General features: G+C 69.5%; 20 protein-coding genes. 9 read left to right on the top strand and 11 right to left on the bottom strand.

All coding sequences use genetic code 11. From position 1 onward, the window contains the following. Positions 1–160: 160 nt before the first annotated feature. The 3 genes from VNJ48_RS04120 to msrA all read right to left on the bottom strand — a co-directional run bounded on the left by VNJ48_RS04120 (position 161) and on the right by msrA (position 2,354). Positions 161–610, bottom strand: a complete 450-nt coding sequence (locus VNJ48_RS04120) for a DUF6174 domain-containing protein (RefSeq protein WP_325599386.1) — start codon at positions 608–610, stop codon at positions 161–163. A 39-nt stretch (positions 611–649) separates the two neighbouring features. Beyond that, positions 650–1,552 carry a hypothetical protein gene (locus VNJ48_RS04115; protein WP_325599384.1) on the bottom strand — a complete coding sequence of 301 codons (903 nt, stop codon included), beginning with the start codon at positions 1,550–1,552 and terminating at the stop codon, positions 650–652. Positions 1,553–1,706: 154 nt separating this feature from the next. After that, positions 1,707–2,354: a peptide-methionine (S)-S-oxide reductase MsrA gene (gene msrA / locus VNJ48_RS04110; protein ID WP_325599382.1), complete on the bottom strand. Its 648-nt coding sequence runs from the start codon at positions 2,352–2,354 to the stop codon at positions 1,707–1,709. A gap of 93 nt (positions 2,355–2,447) precedes the next feature. Here msrA and VNJ48_RS04105 point away from each other — a divergent pair, with 93 nt between their 5' ends. The 3 genes from VNJ48_RS04105 to ilvA are packed head-to-tail and all read left to right on the top strand — an operon-like array spanning position 2,448 to position 6,225. Then, the gene (locus VNJ48_RS04105; protein WP_325599380.1) at positions 2,448–3,608 is read left to right on the top strand and encodes a cystathionine gamma-synthase; all 1,161 of its coding nucleotides are present in this window, start codon (positions 2,448–2,450) and stop codon (positions 3,606–3,608) included. A gap of 28 nt (positions 3,609–3,636) precedes the next feature. After that, a complete protein-coding gene (locus tag VNJ48_RS04100; protein WP_325599378.1) occupies positions 3,637–4,995 on the top strand; it encodes a glutamate mutase L in 1,359 nt (452 codons plus the stop codon). 9 nt (positions 4,996–5,004) lie between these two features. Continuing rightward, complete coding sequence (gene ilvA, locus VNJ48_RS04095; RefSeq protein ID WP_325599376.1) at positions 5,005–6,225, top strand: threonine ammonia-lyase; 1,221 nt, start codon at positions 5,005–5,007, stop codon at positions 6,223–6,225. A gap of 1 nt (position 6,226) precedes the next feature. Here the strand turns inward: ilvA and greA are convergent, their stop codons facing one another. Further along, positions 6,227–6,724: a transcription elongation factor GreA gene (gene greA, locus VNJ48_RS04090; protein WP_325599374.1), complete on the bottom strand. Its 498-nt coding sequence runs from the start codon at positions 6,722–6,724 to the stop codon at positions 6,227–6,229. A 204-nt stretch (positions 6,725–6,928) separates the two neighbouring features. Beyond that, complete coding sequence (locus VNJ48_RS04085) at positions 6,929–7,354, bottom strand: DUF4307 domain-containing protein (RefSeq protein ID WP_325599372.1); 426 nt, start codon at positions 7,352–7,354, stop codon at positions 6,929–6,931. A gap of 33 nt (positions 7,355–7,387) precedes the next feature. On the opposite strand from VNJ48_RS04085, the gene mca reads away from it, so the two are divergent. Together mca and VNJ48_RS04075 are read left to right on the top strand one after the other, a co-directional pair. Beyond that, complete coding sequence (mca, locus tag VNJ48_RS04080) at positions 7,388–8,305, top strand: mycothiol conjugate amidase Mca (RefSeq protein WP_325599370.1); 918 nt, start codon at positions 7,388–7,390, stop codon at positions 8,303–8,305. Positions 8,306–8,317: 12 nt separating this feature from the next. Continuing rightward, positions 8,318–8,581, top strand: coding sequence for a hypothetical protein (locus VNJ48_RS04075; RefSeq protein WP_325599368.1), 264 nt, complete (start codon positions 8,318–8,320; stop codon positions 8,579–8,581). A 2-nt stretch (positions 8,582–8,583) separates the two neighbouring features. On the opposite strand, the gene pcaD is transcribed toward VNJ48_RS04075, so the two are convergent. Genes pcaD through VNJ48_RS04060 form a run of 3 tightly spaced genes read right to left on the bottom strand, consistent with a single transcriptional unit; the run spans position 8,584 to position 11,632 of the window. After that, positions 8,584–9,387, bottom strand: coding sequence for a 3-oxoadipate enol-lactonase (gene pcaD, locus VNJ48_RS04070; protein WP_325599366.1), 804 nt, complete (start codon positions 9,385–9,387; stop codon positions 8,584–8,586). Next, on the bottom strand, positions 9,387–10,601 hold the full coding sequence (locus VNJ48_RS04065; RefSeq protein WP_325599364.1) for an acetyl-CoA C-acetyltransferase: 1,215 nt from the start codon (positions 10,599–10,601) through the stop codon (positions 9,387–9,389). Before VNJ48_RS04065 ends, pcaD begins: the two co-directional genes overlap by 1 nt. 26 nt (positions 10,602–10,627) lie before the next feature. Continuing rightward, a complete protein-coding gene (locus VNJ48_RS04060; RefSeq protein ID WP_325599362.1) occupies positions 10,628–11,632 on the bottom strand; it encodes a YihY/virulence factor BrkB family protein in 1,005 nt (334 codons plus the stop codon). 84 nt (positions 11,633–11,716) lie between these two features. Between VNJ48_RS04060 and VNJ48_RS04055 the strand changes: the two genes are divergently transcribed. Then, a complete protein-coding gene (locus VNJ48_RS04055; protein WP_325599360.1) occupies positions 11,717–12,646 on the top strand; it encodes a DUF1353 domain-containing protein in 930 nt (309 codons plus the stop codon). A 39-nt stretch (positions 12,647–12,685) separates the two neighbouring features. Here VNJ48_RS04055 and trhA read toward each other — a convergent pair whose 3' ends face one another. From trhA to VNJ48_RS04040, 3 genes are all read right to left on the bottom strand, one after another. Continuing rightward, positions 12,686–13,408 carry a PAQR family membrane homeostasis protein TrhA gene (trhA, locus tag VNJ48_RS04050; protein WP_325599358.1) on the bottom strand — a complete coding sequence of 241 codons (723 nt, stop codon included), beginning with the start codon at positions 13,406–13,408 and terminating at the stop codon, positions 12,686–12,688. 130 nt (positions 13,409–13,538) lie between these two features. Continuing rightward, positions 13,539–14,015 carry a DUF421 domain-containing protein gene (locus VNJ48_RS04045; protein ID WP_325599356.1) on the bottom strand — a complete coding sequence of 159 codons (477 nt, stop codon included), beginning with the start codon at positions 14,013–14,015 and terminating at the stop codon, positions 13,539–13,541. Next, positions 14,015–14,554: a hypothetical protein gene (locus VNJ48_RS04040; protein ID WP_325599354.1), complete on the bottom strand. Its 540-nt coding sequence runs from the start codon at positions 14,552–14,554 to the stop codon at positions 14,015–14,017. The genes VNJ48_RS04045 and VNJ48_RS04040 overlap by 1 nt, the downstream gene beginning before the upstream one ends. Positions 14,555–14,605: 51 nt before the next feature. On the opposite strand from VNJ48_RS04040, the gene VNJ48_RS04035 reads away from it, so the two are divergent. From VNJ48_RS04035 to VNJ48_RS04025, 3 genes are all read left to right on the top strand, one after another. Next, positions 14,606–15,385: an isoprenyl transferase gene (locus VNJ48_RS04035; RefSeq protein WP_325599352.1), complete on the top strand. Its 780-nt coding sequence runs from the start codon at positions 14,606–14,608 to the stop codon at positions 15,383–15,385. 298 nt (positions 15,386–15,683) lie between these two features. Then, the gene (locus VNJ48_RS04030) at positions 15,684–16,997 is read left to right on the top strand and encodes a PhoH family protein (protein ID WP_325599350.1); all 1,314 of its coding nucleotides are present in this window, start codon (positions 15,684–15,686) and stop codon (positions 16,995–16,997) included. A 328-nt stretch (positions 16,998–17,325) separates the two neighbouring features. Further along, on the top strand, positions 17,326–17,982 hold the full coding sequence (locus VNJ48_RS04025) for a lytic transglycosylase domain-containing protein (RefSeq protein ID WP_325599348.1): 657 nt from the start codon (positions 17,326–17,328) through the stop codon (positions 17,980–17,982). The last annotated feature ends 14 nt before the right edge of the window (positions 17,983–17,996 follow it).

The raw sequence follows: 17,996 nt of genomic DNA, 5'->3' as shown, positions 1-17,996 counted from the left end.
GCGCCGTAGGCCGCCAAGTGTCGCACCGCTCAGGTATTTCGCTCGAATGTGCCGCACACGGCGACCGGGTGTGGGCGGGGGAGTGTCGGGATGGGCTCAGGGCAGTTCGTCCACCCGGGCGCGCTAGCCAGGGTACAGATTCCGCTGGGCGGTGTGTTGCTCAGCCAATGACCTGGAAGTTGGTGACGGTGTAACCCCTCCCGCAGTCGTCCGTGTCGCCCCAGCATGTGCTGCTGACCGATGCCGGGAAGCCCCACTCCGGGTCGTAGCGGACGTAGAAGTCCTGACTGAGACGGTCGCTCGCCTCCATGTCGAAGACGTCGTCGATGGTGGGAGCTCCGTCGGCAGCACGCCGGGGGCACTGGCCCTTGGCCACAGCTTCGGTGACCTTCTCGTTTCTCACGGTCACGTGCACGCGACAAGAGGCACACATCCCGCTGCAGTACTCGTAGTCAAAGGAGTATGCGTCGGGTTCCTTGTCCTCCCAGACCGCCCGCGCCTCGCGGAAGTCCGAGGTGAACCACACCAAGCCCAGCACGACAGCCAAGATGGCGAACACGGCGATGGCGGTGAAGGCGACGACTCCGGCAGACGGGCGACGGGCAATCACCGCCGTTGGACGTGTGGACCGCAGAGTCGGTTCCGCGTCTCAGGGCAGCCCGTCCACCTGCTCGAGGCCGCACTTGGCGACGACGTACGCCCAGAGCATCATCGCGTGTGCACGAGTTCCCCGCCAGCGGAACGACACTGAAGCGCCACCGCGTTCGACGATGGTGGCTTCCCACCGACGTCGGACCGGTCCGGGCCGGCGTAGTCGCAGCCTGCCGAGACAGGGGAATGGAACCCATCGTCCTGCGTGATGCTCGGCCAGTCTGACCGCTTCGGCGGAGTTGAAGGTGCCGCGCTGAAAGCGTGCGTTGTCACTGAGGTCCAGTGGCCCGTGCGGGACCGTCTGGGCGGGCAGGATGAGGATGCCGTCCTGGTTGACCCAGACTTGGACTCGGCGTCCTTCGCAGCGAGCATCCCCGGTCACGAGTCGTGGTGTGTAGTCGTCATCGACGGAAGTCACCGGTTCCGATGTGTGCGCCGCGGGGGCTGGATCGATCTGGGTGAGCTGACGGCGGAGCGGGACGCCTGGCCTCGACTGATCAGGTGAACGTGGGTCGTGGGCCTCCTCGTTCGCGGCGGCGATGGCCTGCATGACAGCGGCGCGCAGCCCGTCGGCACACAGCGAGGGCGCATCCACGACCAGCACCTCACGATCGAGTTGGACGACCGACCGCACCCCGACCTGCTCGCTCAGTGAGTCCGCTGTGTCGTCCCGGTCAGGGTGTATAAGCAGGCCGACCTCGTCGCCCAGCTCAACTCGCCAACCATGCCCGGCAATCTCGGGTTCGTCCTCGGCCTCGACCTCGATCCAGTTCGCCAGCTCGGCGGGTTGAATCGGCGTGTCCTCCTCGTCGATGCACGGCAGGAGGGGTTCCAGGCGCTCGACAACGTCGTGCGTGTGAGCGGCACAGGCATGGTGCTTCCTAGGCAGGTGTCGTGCCATCCCCGTCCGTCCTCACACGTGCTCGAAGGTCCGTCGGTACGAGAGTCTGCGGCACCACTCGCTCGGAGGACACCGAAACGCCCGAAGCCAACGAAGTAGCTTCGAACTGGTCCCGCAGCCCCCGGCCACTGGCCCGGCGAACGGGGATGGTCGTTCAGACCCCGGGGAACCGGACCCCGGTGTTCGCGTGGCACCGGTAGCCGAACGGGTTCTTCGCCAAGTACTGCTGGTGCTGGTCCTCGGCGTAGAAGTAGCCCGCGTCCGTCGCCGGCCGGATCTCGGTGGTGATCGAGCCCAGGCGCCGGCGGGTCAGCTCATCGCCGTACACCTTGGTCAGGTCGCGGGCGGTGGTCTCCTGCTCGGGCGAGGTGAAGTAGATGGCCGAGCGGTACTGCGTGCCGACGTCGTTGCCCTGCTGCATGCCTTGGGTGGGGTCGTGGATCTCAAAGAACTTCTTCACCAGGTCGGCAAAGGACGCGACGGCTGGATCGAAGACGATGCGGACCGCCTCGGTGTGGCCCGTGCGTCCCGAACAGACCTCGTCGTACGTCGGGTGAGGGGTGTGGCCGCCGGCATAGCCGACCGACGTCGACCAGACGCCGGAGACCTGCCAGAAGATCTCCTCCGCCCCCCAGAAGCACCCGAGCCCGAAGACCGCGACCTCGTGGCCGTCCGGGACGTCGTCGCTGACGACGGGAGTCTTGAGGACCACGTGCTCGCCGAGGGTCCAGGGCTGGGCCTCGCGGCCCGGCAACGCGTCGTCAGGTGAGGGGAGGGTTGCGGGCTTTCCGAATCCGAACATGTCTCCATTGTCCGGGGTCAAGCAAACGCAGGCGGAATTCGGGTCGAACCTGTCCGTTGAGGCCCCCGCGGCGCATTGGCCTAGGCTCGATCCGTGACCCAAGAACACATCAACAAGGCCGGGTTCGAGACGCGTGCGATCCACGCCGGCTACGAGCCCGATGAGATGACCGGGGCGGTGATCCCGCCCATCTACGCGACCAGCACCTACAAGCAGGACGGTGTCGGCGGGATGCGCGGCGGCTACGAGTACAGCCGCTCCGGCAACCCGACCCGCACCGCGCTCGAGGGTGCGCTGGCGGCTGTCGAGCAGGGTGAGCGCGGCTTCGCGTTCGCCAGTGGCCTGGCGGCCGAGGACACGCTCCTGCGCTCGCTCACGCGACCCGGCGACCATGCGGTCATCCCGGACGACGCGTACGGCGGGACCTACCGCCTCTTCGACAAGGTCGCGAAGGTCTGGGGCCTGGACCACAGCCCGGCGGCAGTCTCCGACGTCGAGGCCATGCAGGCTGCGATCATCCCGGGCCGGACCAAGATCGTCTGGGTGGAGACGCCCACCAACCCGATGCTCAACATCGGCGACATCGAGGCCCTCGCGAGCGTCGCCCACGACGCCGGGGCGTTGCTCGTCGTCGACAACACGTTTGCCTCGCCGTACCTCCAGCAGCCGTTGACGCTGGGCGCAGACGTCGTGGTCCACTCGACGACGAAGTACGTCGGCGGGCACAGCGACGTCGTCGGGGGAGCGCTGGTCGTGCGCGACCTCGACCTCGCCGACAAGATCGCCTTCCACCAGAACTCCATGGGCGCGGTGGCCGGACCCTTCGACGCGTTCCTGACCCACCGTGGACTCAAGACGCTGGGTGTGCGGATGGACCGTCACTGCGACAACGCGGAGAAGGTCGTCGACTTCCTCGGCGGTCACGCCAAGGTGGCGGAGGTCGTCTACCCCGGACTCGAGCAGCACCCCGGCCACGCCGTGGCCGCCAAGCAGATGAAGCGCTTCGGCGGCATCATCAGCTTCCGGGTGACCGGGGGTGAACAGCACGCGCTCGACGTGTGCGCCAAGGCCGAGGTCTTCACCCTCGCCGAGTCGCTGGGTGGCATCGAGTCGCTGATCGAGCACCCCGGCCGGATGACGCACGCGAGCGTCGCCGGCACCGACCTCGAGGTCCCGTCGGACCTGATCCGGCTCAGCGTGGGCATCGAGACGGTCGAGGACCTCCTGGCCGACCTCGACCGCGCGCTGTCGTGATCGGGCGCTGGCGTGATCGGCGCCTGAGATGACAGCCGTCATCTGCGTCGACTTCGGCTCCACCTTCACCAAGGCCGCCCTGGTCGACCTCGACGAGGGTGCCATCGTCGCGAGCGTGAGCCATCCCACGACGATCGAGACAGACGTCCTGGAGGGGTACGACGCCTGCCTCGCCGCGCTCACTGCCCGTGACCCGCGCGCCGGGCAGGCCGAGGTCCTGGCGTGCTCCAGCGCCGGGGGCGGCCTGCGGATCGCGGTGGTCGGCAACGAGGAGCTGGTCACTGCCGAGGCCGGTCGTCGGGTGGCCCTCAGCAGCGGCGGCAAGGTGGTCGCCGTACGCGCCCTCAGCCAGGGCGACGACCTCGACGACTTGGCCGATCCCGACGTGGTGCTGCTGACCGGGGGCACCGACGGAGGCAACGGTGCGGTGCTCGTCGAGGCCGCCGAACGGCTGGTTGCCAGTGGCTGGCGAGGCCCGGTCGTGGTGGCCGGCAACACGGACGTGCGCGACGAGGTCGCAGCCGTGTTCGCAGGGCTGCCGTGCGTGCTGGCCGACAACGTGGTGCCCCGCATCGGCGTGCTGGCCCCCGAGTCGGCGCGCGCAGCGATCCGGGAGATGTTCCTCGCCCACGTGATCGGCGGCAAGCACCTGAGCCAGCGCACCGACTTCACGACGATGGTCAAGGGAGCGACGCCGGATGTCGTTCTGACCGGGGTCGAGCTGCTTGCCCGGGGGCTGGACGAGGCCCGGCCGGGCGCCGGCGACGTCGTGGTGGTCGACGTCGGCGGAGCGACCACTGACGTGCACAGCGTGGTCGAGATCGATCCGGAGCACAGCGGCCTGGCCCGTGAGGTGGTCGCGACGACTCCCGTGACGCGTACCGTCGAGGGTGATCTCGGCATGCGTTGGTCGGCCGTCAGCACGGTGGCCGCGGCGGGCTTCGACCACTTGGTGGAGGCCGCGGAGCGGCGGCATGCCGAACCCGGCTACCTCCCCGACTCCGACGAGGAGCGCCTCGTCGACGAGGCCATCGCAAAGGCTGCTGTGGAGACCGCGCTCAAGCGCCATGCCGGACGCAGCAAGGTGGTGCTGAGCCCGGAGGGCCGCGTCGTCGAGCGAACGGGCAAGGACCTGCGCGAGGTCGACCTGCTCGTCGGCTCGGGTGGCGCGCTGCGCAACGGTGCCGACGGCGTCGTGGCCCGGGTGCTGATGCCGGCCACGGGTGAGCACGACGGGGGGTGGCAGCTTCCCCGCGCACCTCGCAGGGTGCTCGTGGACCATCACCAGGTCCTGGCGGCGGCTGGCCTGCTGGCAGCTCGACACCCGGACGCGGCGCACCGGCTGCTGGAGCGGTTCGCTGACACGACCGACGCGACAGGTGAGTAGCCTGCAGACATGACTGAGGTGGGTGTGGGCAGCGTCTCGCTGGCAGACGTGGAGGCCGCGCGGGTGGCCCTGGCGGACGTCGTGGTGCGCACCCCGATGGAGGAGTCCCGATGGCTGTCGGCGTTGACCGACGGGCCGGTGATGCTGAAGTGCGAGAACCTCCAGCGCACGGGCTCCTTCAAGATCCGGGGCGCCTACCTGCGCATCTCCCGCCTCTCAGCTGACGAGCGAGCGGCGGGCGTCGTGGCAGCCAGCGCCGGCAACCACGCCCAGGGCGTGGCTCTCGCGGCGTCCCTCCTGGGCATCAAGTCCACGGTCTTCATGCCCGAGGGGGCGCCGATCCCCAAGGAGAAGGCGACGCGGGGGTACGGCGCCGACGTCCGTTTCCACGGGCGCTACCTCGAGGACGCGCTGGTGGAGGCGCGTCGTTTCGCCGACGAGACCGGCGCCGTGCTGATCCACCCCTTCGACCATGTCGACGTCGTCGCGGGTCAGGGCACCGCCGGCCTGGAGATCCTCGAGCAGGCACCGCACGTCAAGACGGTGATCGTGCCGACCGGTGGCGGCGGGCTGCTGGCGGGCATCGCCATCGCCATCAAGGCAGCCCGTCCGGACGTGCGCATCATCGGGGTGCAGGCCGAAGGGGCTGCAGCGTTCCCCGGCTCGCTGCGGCACGGTGCGCCGGTGCCGCTGACGTCGATGACGACCATGGCCGACGGGATCGCGGTCGGTCGTCCCGGCGACATCACCTTCGCTGCCGTGCGTGACCACGTGGACGAGATCCGGACCGTCTCCGAGGAGTCGCTGTCCCGGGCACTGCTCGCCCTCATCGAGCGGGCCAAGATGGTGGTCGAGCCAGCCGGCGCGGCAGCAGTTGCCGCAATCCTGGACTCGCCGTCGCACTTCGAGTGCCCGGCCGTCGCGGTGCTGTCCGGGGGCAACATCGACCCGCTGTTGCTGGGGAAGGTGATCCAGCACGGGCTCGCGTCCGCGGGGCGCTTCCTCTACCTCCGCGTCGTGATCTCGGACCTCCCCGGCGGTCTGGCGGGGCTCCTGGCGCGTGTCCGGGACACCGGCGCCAACGTGCTGGAGGTTGCGCATGAGCGGACCTCACCGACGCTGCACCTCAATGAGGTCGAGGTGCGGCTCCAGCTGGAGACCCGCGGCGACGTCCATGCCCAGACGGTGCTGGCCGCCCTGCGTGAGGGCGGCTACACCGTCTTCGAGTAGCTCAGCTGCGGTAGGGCTCCGCGTCGAGGATCTCGACGGTGACGTCCTTGCCGTTGGGCGCGGAGTAGGTGACCGTCTCGCCCTTGGACTTGCCGTTGATCGCCGCGCCCAGCGCCGACTGGGGCGAGTAGACGTCGAGCTTGTCGCCCTCGTCGAGGTTCTCCCGGGCGCCCAGCAGGAACTTCTCGGTCTCGTCGAAGTCCTTGAGCTGCACCGTGACAACCATGCCGGGCTCCACGACACCGTCGTTGGCCGGCGTCTCGCCGACCTCGGCGCGGCGCAGCATGTCCTCGAGCTGACGGATCCGGGCCTCCTGCTTGCCCTGCTCGTCCTTGGCGGCGTGGTAGCCGCTGTTCTCCTTCAGGTCGCCCTCGTCGCGTGCGGCCGAGATCTTCTCGATGATCTCGGTGCGGCGCGGGCCCTTGAGGTCGTCCAGCTCGGCGGTGAGCTTGTCGAAGGCGTCCTGCGTGAGCCAGATGGTGCCGGCGTCCTGAGTCATGTCGGTGTGCTCCTACTTGGTGGATACGCAGATGTCGCGTCCACGCGGTGGTGGTGTGGTGGTCCTGCTCCGAAGCCGTTCGGCTGGCGCTCGCAGCCGCGCAATGGGCCGACGCTGCCGGGCGGGCAGATGATCAGGTTAGCAACTCGGGCCCATCGGTGCAGATCGGCGCGGCCGATTGACCACTGGGGCCGCGCCGCGCCCTCACCGAGGGCGCGGCTGATCAGGGGCCGAGCAGCCGACCAGCTCGACCCTGAAGGCTCGCCGGTCGGTGCGGATCGCCACGTCGTTGCGACCCTGGACGGGTGTGAAGGAAACCTCGCCGACGATCGTGCGGTCCTCCGCGAAGGCGGTCACCCGGCAGCTGGCGACCACGTCGTCCTCGAGCTGTACGGCGACGTGGGCGACCACGGAGCTGTCGCTCTCCACGTCGAAGCCGACCAGGTTGGACTCGGCCGACGGCGTGGCGTTCACCCACGCGATCCAGGCCACCCAGCCGACGAACACCGCGGCCAGCAGAGCCACGGCGCCGACCAGCGCCTGCCGGCGCCAGGGCGGCGGTGCGGCGTACCGCTGCGCGAGGTCGCTGTCCTCTGCAGTCAAGGAACGCGGTGCTGCCGGCTCGGTCACAGGTGCCAGCGTAGAGAACCTAGACTCACCCGCATGTCGCAGCCCGCCTCCTCTGCCGCATCAGCCATCTCGGAGCAGCCTCGCGCCGGATATCGCCTGATGCACGTCCACGCCCACCCCGACGACGAGTCGAGCAAGGGCGCGGCCTCGACGGCGAAGTATGTCGCGGAGGGAGTCGACGTCCACGTCGCCACCTGCACCGGCGGCGAGCGCGGCTCGATCCTGAACCCGAAGATGGACCGGCCCGACATCCTGGCGAACATCACGGAGGTCCGCCGTCAGGAGATGGAGCGGGCTCGCGACATCCTCGGCATCCGGCAGGACTGGCTCGGCTTCATCGACTCCGGCTGGCCCGAGGGCGACCCGTTGCCGCCTCTGCCCGAGGGGTGCTTCGGCCTCGTCGACGTCGAGGTCGGCGCGGAACCGCTGGTGAGGCTGATCCGTGAGTTCCGTCCGCACGTGCTGACGACCTACGACGAGAACGGCGGCTACCCGCACCCCGACCACATCATGTGCCACAAGATCTCGGTCGAGGCGTTCCACGCGGCAGGCGACCCGGAGCGCTACCCCGAGGCCGGGGAGCCGTGGCAGCCGCTCAAGCTCTACTACCAGCACGGCCACAGCCGACCCAAGGCCGTGGCGCTCCATGAAGCGATGCTCGCCCACGACCTGGAGTCCCCGTGGGCCGAGCGGCTGGCGGAGTGGAAGGAGCGTCCCGACTGGGATGCCCGGGTGACGACCAAGGTGCCGTGCTCCGACTACTTCGGCGTCCGCGACCAGGCCCTGCTCGCCCACGCCACGCAAATAGACCCGGACGGCTGGTTCTTCTCCATCCCCCGGGAGATCCAGGCAGCGACCTGGCCGACGGAGGACTTCGAGCTGGTCGTGACCCACGTCGCGTCCGAGCTGCCGGAGGACGACCTCTTCGCCGGCATCACCGACCCCGCCTGAGAGACTGGTCCCATGCTCACCGTGCTCACTGCTGTGCAAGAAGGACCCGCGCCCGAGGACGTCAAGGCCGGATGGGTGGCGCTGATCATCTTCCTGCTGCTCGCCGTCGCGGTCGCCCTGCTGGGCTTCAGCCTGTTCAAGCACCTGCGCATCTCGCGCGAGTCCAGGGACCTCGGCCTGTACGGCGACGGCACGGACGCCAGCGACAGCACCGGCCCGTCTGCGCCGGTCCAGGACGACTCAGCGACGCCGGGCGGGCCGACTCAGTCGTCCTGATGTCAGGAGGTTGCCGCGAGGTGCTCGATGATGGCCGCGGTGACGACCTCGGGCTGCTCGACGTTCGCCAGGTGGGCGGCGCCGGGGACGACGAGGAGGCGACCGTCCGCGACATTCTCGGCGATGACCCTGAGGTCCTCCGGTGGAGTCGCCGGGTCGTCGGCGCCCGCGATCGCCAGGGTGGGCGCGGTGATCCGCGCCAGCTCGTCGCGCAGGTCCATCGCTGCGACCACCTCGCAGCATGACGCGTAGCCCTCGGCCGGGGTGGCGGCGATGCTCGCGACCCACTGCTCCCTGATCTCCGGATGCGCGGCCAGGTAGGGGGCCGTGAACCACCGCCCGACGACGGTCTCCGCCACCGCGATGGTGCCGTGGGCTCGCACCGCGGCAGCCCGCTCGCGCCAGGTGCTCGCGGGTGCCAGCCTGGCGCTGGTGGACAGGACCACGAGCCGGTCGACGCGCTCGGGGTTGCGCGCTGCCACCCGCATCGACGTCATCGCGCCCAGCGACAGGCCGACGAGGTGCGCACGCTCGACGCTCAAGGTGTCGAGGAGGGCGACCACGTCGTCCGCGAGGTCGTCGATGTCGTAGGGGCCCGCCGGCACCGGGGAGCCGCCGTGGCCGCGCATGTCGTAGCGGACGACTCGGAAGTGGTCAGCGAGCGCCTCGGTCTGCGCGTCCCACATGGTGTGGGTGGCGCCGAGGGAGTTCGAGAGCACCACGACCGGTGCGTCCTCGCGGCCGGTGACGACGTGGCTGACGGGGACGCCAGACGTCCGTTGGCCACTCATCTGCTCACCAGGCATCAGTCGACCCTCTCGAAGATGGCGGCGAGGCCCTGTCCACCGCCGATGCACATGGTCTCCAGGCCGTAGCGTGCCTCGCGGCGGTGCATCTCGTGGGCCAGCGTGGCCAGGATGCGCGCGCCGGTGGCCCCGACCGGGTGGCCGAGGGAGATGCCGGAGCCGTTGGGGTTGAGGCGCTCGTCGCGTGCGTCGATGCCCCACTCGCGCAGGCAGGCGAGCACCTGGGCGGCGAACGCCTCGTTGAGCTCGATGACGTCGATCTCGTCGAGGGTGAGCCCGGCGCGATCCAGTGCGGCCGCGGTGGCTGGCACGGGTCCGATGCCCATCACCTCGGGGCCGACCCCCGCGACGGCCCACGACCTGAGCGCGAGGAGGGGGCGCAGCCCGAGGCGCTCGGCGTCGGCGCGGGTGGTGACCACGCACACGGCGGCCCCGTCGTTCTGGCCGCTGGCGTTACCGGCGGTGACGGTCGACTCGGGATCGAGCGACTCCCGGACGGCCCGGAGCGCCGCGAGCTGGTCGAGCGTGGTCTCGGGACGGGGGTGCTCGTCGCGGTCGACGACCACGTCGGCCTTGCCGCGACGGCCCGGCACCGTGATCGGCACGAGCTCGTCCGCGAACCTGCCGGCGTCGTGCGCGGCACCGGCCCGTTGCTGGGAACGGACCGCGAGCTCGTCCTGCTCCTCGCGGGAGACCGAATAGGCGCGCCGCAGGTTCTCCGCGGTCTCGAGCATGCCGCCCGGGACAGGGTGGTCCTTGCCGCCAGCGGTCTCGCGGGCCCGGACGAGGCGATCCATCAGCTCGACGCCGCCACTTCGCACGCCTGTACGCAGACCCAGCGCGTAGTGCTCGACGTTGGACATCGACTCGACGCCACCGGCCACGATGACCGACCCTCCTCCGCTGGCGATCTGCGCTGCGGCGTACAGGACGGCCTGCAGGCCCGAGCCGCAGCGGCGGTCGAGCTGGAGGCCCGGGACACCCGTTCCGAGCCCCGCGTCGAGGGCCGCGATGCGGCCGATGGCCGGGTTCTCACCGCTGGGGTAGCAGTTGCCCAGGATCACGTCGTCCACGTCGCCCTCGGCGAGACCGGTCCGGCGGACGAGCTCGGCCAGGGTCTGCGAAGCAAGGTCGACGGCGGAGAGGGGGGCCAAGGAGCCGCCGTAGCGCCCCACTGGCGTCCGCAGGGGCTCACAGATGACGATGTCAGGCATGCGGTCGACGGTAGTGCGTCGTGAGGTCAGGCGTCGTCAGCGGTGTTGTCGGCGGTGTCATCCACCAGGCTGGGCTCCGGACGTCCCGGATCGGGGAGCGCCGGGTCCGCCGAGCCCGCACGCAGAGCCTCGAGCTGGGCGCACACGGCCGTGCCGAGGAACAAAGCAATCGAGGACAGCAGGGCCCACAGGAGCAGGGCGAAGATGCCAGCGAGCGGGCCGTACACACTCCCGAACGATGCGCTCAGGGAGACGTAGAGCGCCAGCCCGACCGTGGCCAGCGCGCTCACCAGGACCGCGATCCCCGCACCGAGGGCCAGCCACGTCAGTGACGGCTGGCGACGACGCGGTGCGTGGTCGAGGAGCACGGCGATCGTGACGACGAGCAGCGACAGGCCGATGGGCCAGCGCAGCACGTTCCACCACTGGAGCGTCTCCGACGACCATCCGTAGTTGTCGACCATGGCCTGGCCCAGGGCGCTGCCCCCGACGATCATCAGGAAGCCGACGGCGACGGGGCCGGCGAGGAGGCCCGTCAGGACGGCCGCGCGACCGTACTTCGCCAACGCCTTGCGGTCGCGCCGGATGCCGTAGATGCGGTTGGCCCCGCGTTCGACCTGCGCCATCGCCGTCGTCATCGAGAGCAGGGCGAAGCCCAGGCCGAACACCAGGGCCACCTCGCCCGCCTTCTCCGCCTCGTCCGACTTCTCCACCGCCGACGTCAGGGCGTCGCTGTCACCCGCACCGGGCGACAGGGAGTCGACGACCTGCGCCACCACCTTCGCCGGCCGCTCCTCGTCGAGGTCGGCTGCCAGTCCGGACAGGGCCAGGAGGAACGGCACGACCGCGAGGCAGGCCTGGAGGGCGAGCGCGCGGGAGTTGGTGAACCCATCGCCATACCTGAAGCGGACGAAGGACTCGACCGCCACCTTCTTCAGGCCGTGCTTGCGTGCGAGGTGCCAGGCGTCCAGGGCGTCGAGCTCGTCGCCATCCATCTCGGTCGTCACGGGCACGAGCCGGGCGGTGGTCATGGAGAGACCCTAGATCGGCCCCGGATCGGCCCCGACGGAGCCAGTGAGCACGTGCTGTCGGTGAGGGGTGCCAGAGTGTCCTGCATGCGATCTCGGGGGCTGGGCAGCCAGATGCAGAGCGAGCCGCGCCGGTTCTACGACGGCGGGGTGCTGGCGATCGGAGACCGGATCGGCCTGCCTCCCGACCCGGAGGCCGACCCCCGGATCGTGCTGGAGCGGCACCTGCCGGACGGCGTCGAGATCTTCAGCCTCGAGCGCCGGATCGCCTACCGCGACCGGGTGCTCGGCGAGCTCCTCGTGCCGGCGTCACCGGACTTCCGCACCGACCTGACCTCGACCCCGGCGCTCTTCACCTGGCTGGTCCCCAAGACCGGGGCGCACCTGCCTGCCGCGCTGGTGCACGATGCGCTGGTCGACGGTGGTGGCGCGGCCTCCTACACGTCCACGGAGGGCCACACCGTCGATCGGGTGGAGGCCGACCGGGTCTTTCGCGACGCGATGGCAGACACCGGCACCGGCATCATCCGTCGCTGGATCGTGTGGTCGGCCGTGACGGCGGCGACGATCTTCGTGCCGGGTGGCCTGCCGTGGTCGACAGCGATGAGATGGGCCCACCGTGCGGGGGTGGCGGTCTCGCTGGCGCTGACCGTCTACCTCGGCTACAGCGCCACCGGTGACCTGTTCGACCGCGCCTGGCCGCTCGCCTGGCAGGTGCCCTGGATGGGGGAGCGCGTCTGGTGGGTGGAGATCCTCGGCGGGCTGACCGGGGCGATCGTGATTCCCTTGGTGCTCAGCCTGCTCTGGGGCCGCTTCCGCGTGGCCGGTGCGATCGCCGGGACGGTGCTGGCCGTGCTGCTGCACGTGAGTGTCGCCCTGGGCGTGGTCTCCTTCGGCTATCTGCTCCTGGAGAGGCTCTCGGCCCGCGCGCCCCTGGTCGCGCGAGCCCTGGCGATCACCGTGGCGTTCGCCGCCCTGGCGGGCTTCGCCTGGTTCACCCTGGGCAGCCGCGCCTGACTGACGTCAGTCAGGCACGTCGACGGGCCCAGCGCTGACTCAGCGCAGCGAGTAGGTCGCCACCGAGACGCCGACGTAGTGGCTGACGAAGGCCAGGATCGTGAAGGTGTGGAAGACCTCGTGGAAGCCGAACCACTGCGGCCACGGGTTGGGGCGCTTCATGCCGTAGATGACGCCGCCGATGGTGTAGAACGCGCCGCCGACGGCGACGAGGGTGATGACGACGGTGCCGGTGGTGGCGCCGTAGCGGTCCATGGCACCGGTGACGAAGTCACCGAAGAAGAAGACCGGGGCCCAGCCGAGGGCGATGTAGATCGGCGCGGACAGCCACCGCGGGGCGCCGGTCCACAACAGCTTCATCAGGACTCCGGCGATCGCACCGCCCCAGACGATGGCGAGCATCGTCCACCGCTCGCGGCCCTCGAGCAGCAGCAGCGCGAACGGCGTGCATGACCCCGCGATCAACAGGAAGATGTTGGAGTGGTCGAAGCTCCTCAGTCGCGCGTGCGTCGTGGGTGACCAGTTGCCGCGGTGATAGACCGCAGAGACGGCGAAGAGCAGCAGCGCGGTGCCGGCAAAAATGGCCGACCCGGCGCGGGTGACGCCATCGGGGGACAACGCGACGAGCACGATCCCTGCGAGGAGCGCGAGCGGGGCGACGGCCAGGTGCAGCCAACCGCGCAGGCGCGGCTTCGCCTCTGCGATCGCGTCCTCGACGCGCCCGGAGAACTCGTCGAAACGGTCTCGCAGGATGTCGTTCATGGGACAGAACGTACGCGACGATGAGGCCTTTGCGCCCCCAACGGGAGCCACTTCACGTTCTGCGACATCCCTTGGGGTGAAACGTCGCTGACGTCGGGGGAGGCGTTGCGCTCGCATCGACGCGACGCGCTCAGCCGCGCCCGCGGTCTGGAGCGCTCCCGTCCGAGTCGTTGCTGGTGAAGAACGAGAAGGCGCCGTCTGTTTCCAGGACGCACAGCTCGATGTCGCTCAGACGCCGAATGCCCTGCTGACGGGCGGCCTCGTGCACGTCCTGAATCGTCATCCGCTCGCCTGCCAACGTGTCGAGCAGCGGCTCGCCATTGCGCACGACGACACGGGCCCGACCGGCCAGCCACGGCCGGAAGCGTGGATACCTGAAGGCGACGGAGTTGAGGACGATCCCCGCCAGCGTGAAGGTCGCCACCGCGATCACGGCGGCGGTCAGGGAGTAGTCCTCCTGTACGACTCCTTGGGCGACGAGGTCTCCGACGGTGACGAGCAGGATCATGTCGAAGGCCGAGAGCTGAGCCACCTCGCGCTTGCCGCCGATGCGGACGACGAACCAGAGGAACCCGAAGATCACGAGGGACCGGATCAAGATGTCCATCAGGGCATCCGCCACGTGGTGAACGTCGCCGAGACGACCGGCTCGTCCTCGACCAAAACGCTGATCTGGCAGTCGTTGATCCCGCCGAGCTGTCCAGGGGCGACTCGAGCGTCGAGGCTGATCTCGAGTGTGTCTCCCGCGGGCGGTGGGTCGAACTCATAGAAGACCCACGGCGGCTGGGCGGTCTCTGAGGACGGGTTGGGATACCAGTTCTGAAAGTCAAGGTCGTCGAACAACTCGGCGCACACCCTGAGCTGGACGACGTCTCCGAAGCCGCCAGCCGCGTCCACGGTGATGTGCAAGGGAGCGGGCTCCCCGGCCCGAGCGATCTGAGGGAACTCGACGCCCAGCGAATGGGTGCCGGTCTGAACGGTCGTCTCACCCGTTCGTGGGCCGAGCAGGTCGACCGCCGCCAGCACGACGATCGTGACGAGGAGCCCGATGCCAGCACGGCGCAGCAACTGCCCGCGTCGCCGGGGTGGGGTGTCTCGGAGGTTCGATATGGTCTCGTCCGCCCAGCGTTTCGTGTCATCGGGCACGGGCGACACTCTAGACACGGCTCGATCGGTTGGCACGGCTACGATCGGGCCGTGGCAAAAGTGAGGGACGCGGTGCGGCGGGTGCTCTACCCGGCCTACGAGCACCGCTTGGCGAAGTTCCTGCCCGCCGACCGCATTCCCCAGCACATCGGGGTGATGCTCGACGGCAACCGTCGCTGGGCCAAGGCCGTCGGCCTCGACACCGCCGGGGGATACCAAGCCGGCGCGGACAACATCTTCCCGCTGCTCGGCTGGTGTGAGGAGGTCGGCGTCAAGGTCGTCACCCTCTGGCTGCTCTCGAGTGACAACCTCACCAACCGTCCGCCGGAGCAGATGACCGGCCTGCTCGCGATCATCGAGGGGGCAGTCGAGTCACTGGCCGCGCAGAAGAAGTGGCGCATCCACCCTGTCGGTGCCCTCGATCTGCTGCCGGCGCCGACTGCTGAGAAGCTCAAGGCCGCCGAGGACGAGACCCGCGACATCCGCGGCATCCTGGTGAACATCGCTGTGGGGTACGGCGGTCGCCGCGAGATCGCCGACGCCGTCCGCTCGCTCATGCAGGAGCATGCGGCGCGCGGCACCACCCTGGAGGAGCTGGCCGACGTCATCGACGTCGAGCACATCGCCGACCACCTCTACACCAAGGGTCAGCCCGATCCCGACCTGGTGATCCGCACCTCGGGCGAGCAGCGGCTTGGTGGCTTCCTGCTGTGGCAGAGCGCGCACTCAGAGTTCTACTTCTGCGAAGCGCTGTGGCCCGACTTCCGGCGAGTCGACTTCCTCCGCGCCATCCGTGCCTATGCCGAGCGTGAGCGTCGCTTCGGATCCTGAAGCCCGCTTCGCCCGTCCGGGCAGGCGTCGTGAACCGTTCACCCCGCGTTCTGGCGTGTCGTGGCGGATCGCTTGCCTGCCGGGCGTACTTTCGGAGATATCGGCAGGTGGGGAAGCCTGCTGAATCGGAGGCCAGCTCGTGACAACTCACGACTCGACGCAACACATCGGCTCACCGCCGAACACGGTGGGACGTGCGCGTGGAGGGGCCGGCACTCCGGCCTGCCGACCCCCCGATCCGTGTGGTGAGCTCGGGCGGGCGAGAGTGTGCGCGCCGTTCGGTGAGGGGTAGTCCACAGTGGCCGACAACGCTACGAAGAACCGCACCTATGTCCTCGACACCAGCGTCCTGCTGGCTGACCCCGGCGCTCTGAAGAAGTTCGCCGAGCACGAGGTCGTCCTCCCGGTCGTGGTGATCACGGAGCTCGAGGGCAAACGGCACCACCCCGAGCTGGGGTTCTTCGCCCGCTCGGCGCTGCGCATGCTCGACGGCCTGCGCATCGAGCACGGCCGTCTGGACGAGCCCGTCCCCGTGGGCGACGAGGGTGGCACAGTGCGGGTCGAGCTCAACCACACGGACGCCGCATCACTGCCGTCGGGGTTCCGGCTCGGGGACAACGACACCCGCATCCTCGCCGTGGCGCGCAACCTGGCCAACGAGGGCTACGACGTCACGCTGGTCTCCAAGGACCTGCCGTTGCGGATCAAGGCTTCGGCGGTCGGCCTCAAGGCTGAGGAGTACCGCGCCGAGACGATCAGCGATTCCGACACGGGCTACACCGGCATGACTGAGCTCGAGGTGAGCTCGGCCGACCTCGACGTCCTCTACGACGAGGGCGTGCTCGACCTCGAGGCCGGCCGCGACCTGCCGTGCCACAACGGTCTGGTGCTGCTCTCGGAGCGGGGCACGGCGCTGGGCCGGGTCGGTCCGGACAAGCAGGTGCACCTCGTGCGCGGTGACCGCGAGGCGTTCGGCCTCCGAGGCCGGTCCGCCGAGCAGCGGCTCGCGCTGGAGATGCTGCTCGACCCCGACGTCGGCATCGTCTCCCTCGGCGGACGAGCAGGCACCGGCAAGTCGGCGCTCGCGCTGTGCGCCGGCCTCGAGGCGACCCTCGAGCGTGGCCAGCACAAGAAGGTCGTGGTCTTCCGTCCGCTGTTCGCGGTCGGTGGACAGGAGCTCGGCTACCTCCCCGGCTCGGAGTCGGAGAAGATGAGTCCTTGGGGTCAGGCGGTCTTCGACACGCTCGGTGCCCTCACCACGCCCGACGTGATCGACGAGGTGATGGACCGCGGCATGCTCGAGGTCCTGCCCTTGACGCACATCCGCGGTCGCTCGTTGCACGACGCCTTCGTGATCGTCGACGAGGCGCAGTCCCTGGAGCGCAACGTGCTGCTGACGGTGCTCTCGCGCATCGGCGCCGGCTCCAAGGTGGTGCTGACCCACGACGTCGCCCAGCGGGACAACCTCAGGGTCGGTCGGCACGACGGCATCGTCGCGGTGGTCGACAAGCTCAAGGGGCACCCGTTGTTCGCCCACGTCACCCTCACCCGCTCCGAGCGGTCGCCCATCGCGGCGCTGGTGACCGAGATGCTGGAGAACGTCGTCCTCTGATCCCGCTGACCCGCTGATCACAGCAATGCCGGTCGACGGCCCGTGCCCTGAGGCACGGGCCGTCTGCCGTGAGTCTCGTGGGACTGGGGTTCCGCACGGGACGCAAGCGTGTGATCGGTGGGTCCCATGTGATCTCATGGGGCTGTTGCGATGGATGAGGTTCACAACTTCTCCACAGATCTGTCGTTCGGTTTGCGTGCCCTTCCCACGTCCTGCATGGTGTGCCCGTGACCGTTTCGTGACCAACCCCGGGCAACACCGGAAACGCACCGGTCCATCGCGCGCTGCGCCACGTTCCCCCGTCGTCGACCCCCACTGAGATCTCCTTGTGACGAAGTCTGACAAGTACGTCCCGAAGCACCGCGCTCCCGGCAAGCACAAGGCCGTCAGGACCGCCCCCCGTCAAGCACTGCGCACCTCCCTCCTCCTCACCGGGGTGGCGGCTGCGGCCACCGGCCTGGCGGTCTCCAACGGCATCCTCGGCGCCCCGTCCGGCACGACCGCCGCTGACCTCTCGGCTGCCGCTGCACAGGGCTCGGACACGGTCGAGAGCAACGGACTGCTCGAGCGCCGGGCCCAGGCCGGAGTCGTCTCCCGCTCGGATCGCCGCGGCGCCACCGACGCCCGCAAGGTCGCCGCTCTCTCGGCCGGCAACGGTCCGGCGATCACCCGCACCGAAGACCTCTCGAGCGCTGACCCGCGTGACATCGCCCGGGCCCTGCTGCCTGAGTTCGGCTTCGACGAGTCCCAGTTCTCCTGCCTCGACTCCCTCTACGTCTCGGAGTCCGACTGGCGCGTGGACGCCGACAACCCCACGTCGTCGGCGTACGGCATCCCCCAGGCGCTCACGCAGCTCCACGACCTGCCGGCCGACTACATGACGTCGGCCGAGTCGCAGATCCGCTGGGGCCTGGGCTACATCCAGGACACCTACGGCACCCCGTGCAGCGCGTGGTCGTTCAAGCAGGGCAACAACTGGTACTGAGACCGACTCTCGGT

Origin of the sequence: Nocardioides sp. (assembly GCF_035576065.1) — a bacterium.
Lineage (GTDB): Bacteria > Actinomycetota > Actinomycetes > Propionibacteriales > Nocardioidaceae > Nocardioides.
The sequence above is the reverse complement of the archived record's forward strand: the minus strand, read 5'-3'. Positions and strand labels throughout refer to the sequence as shown.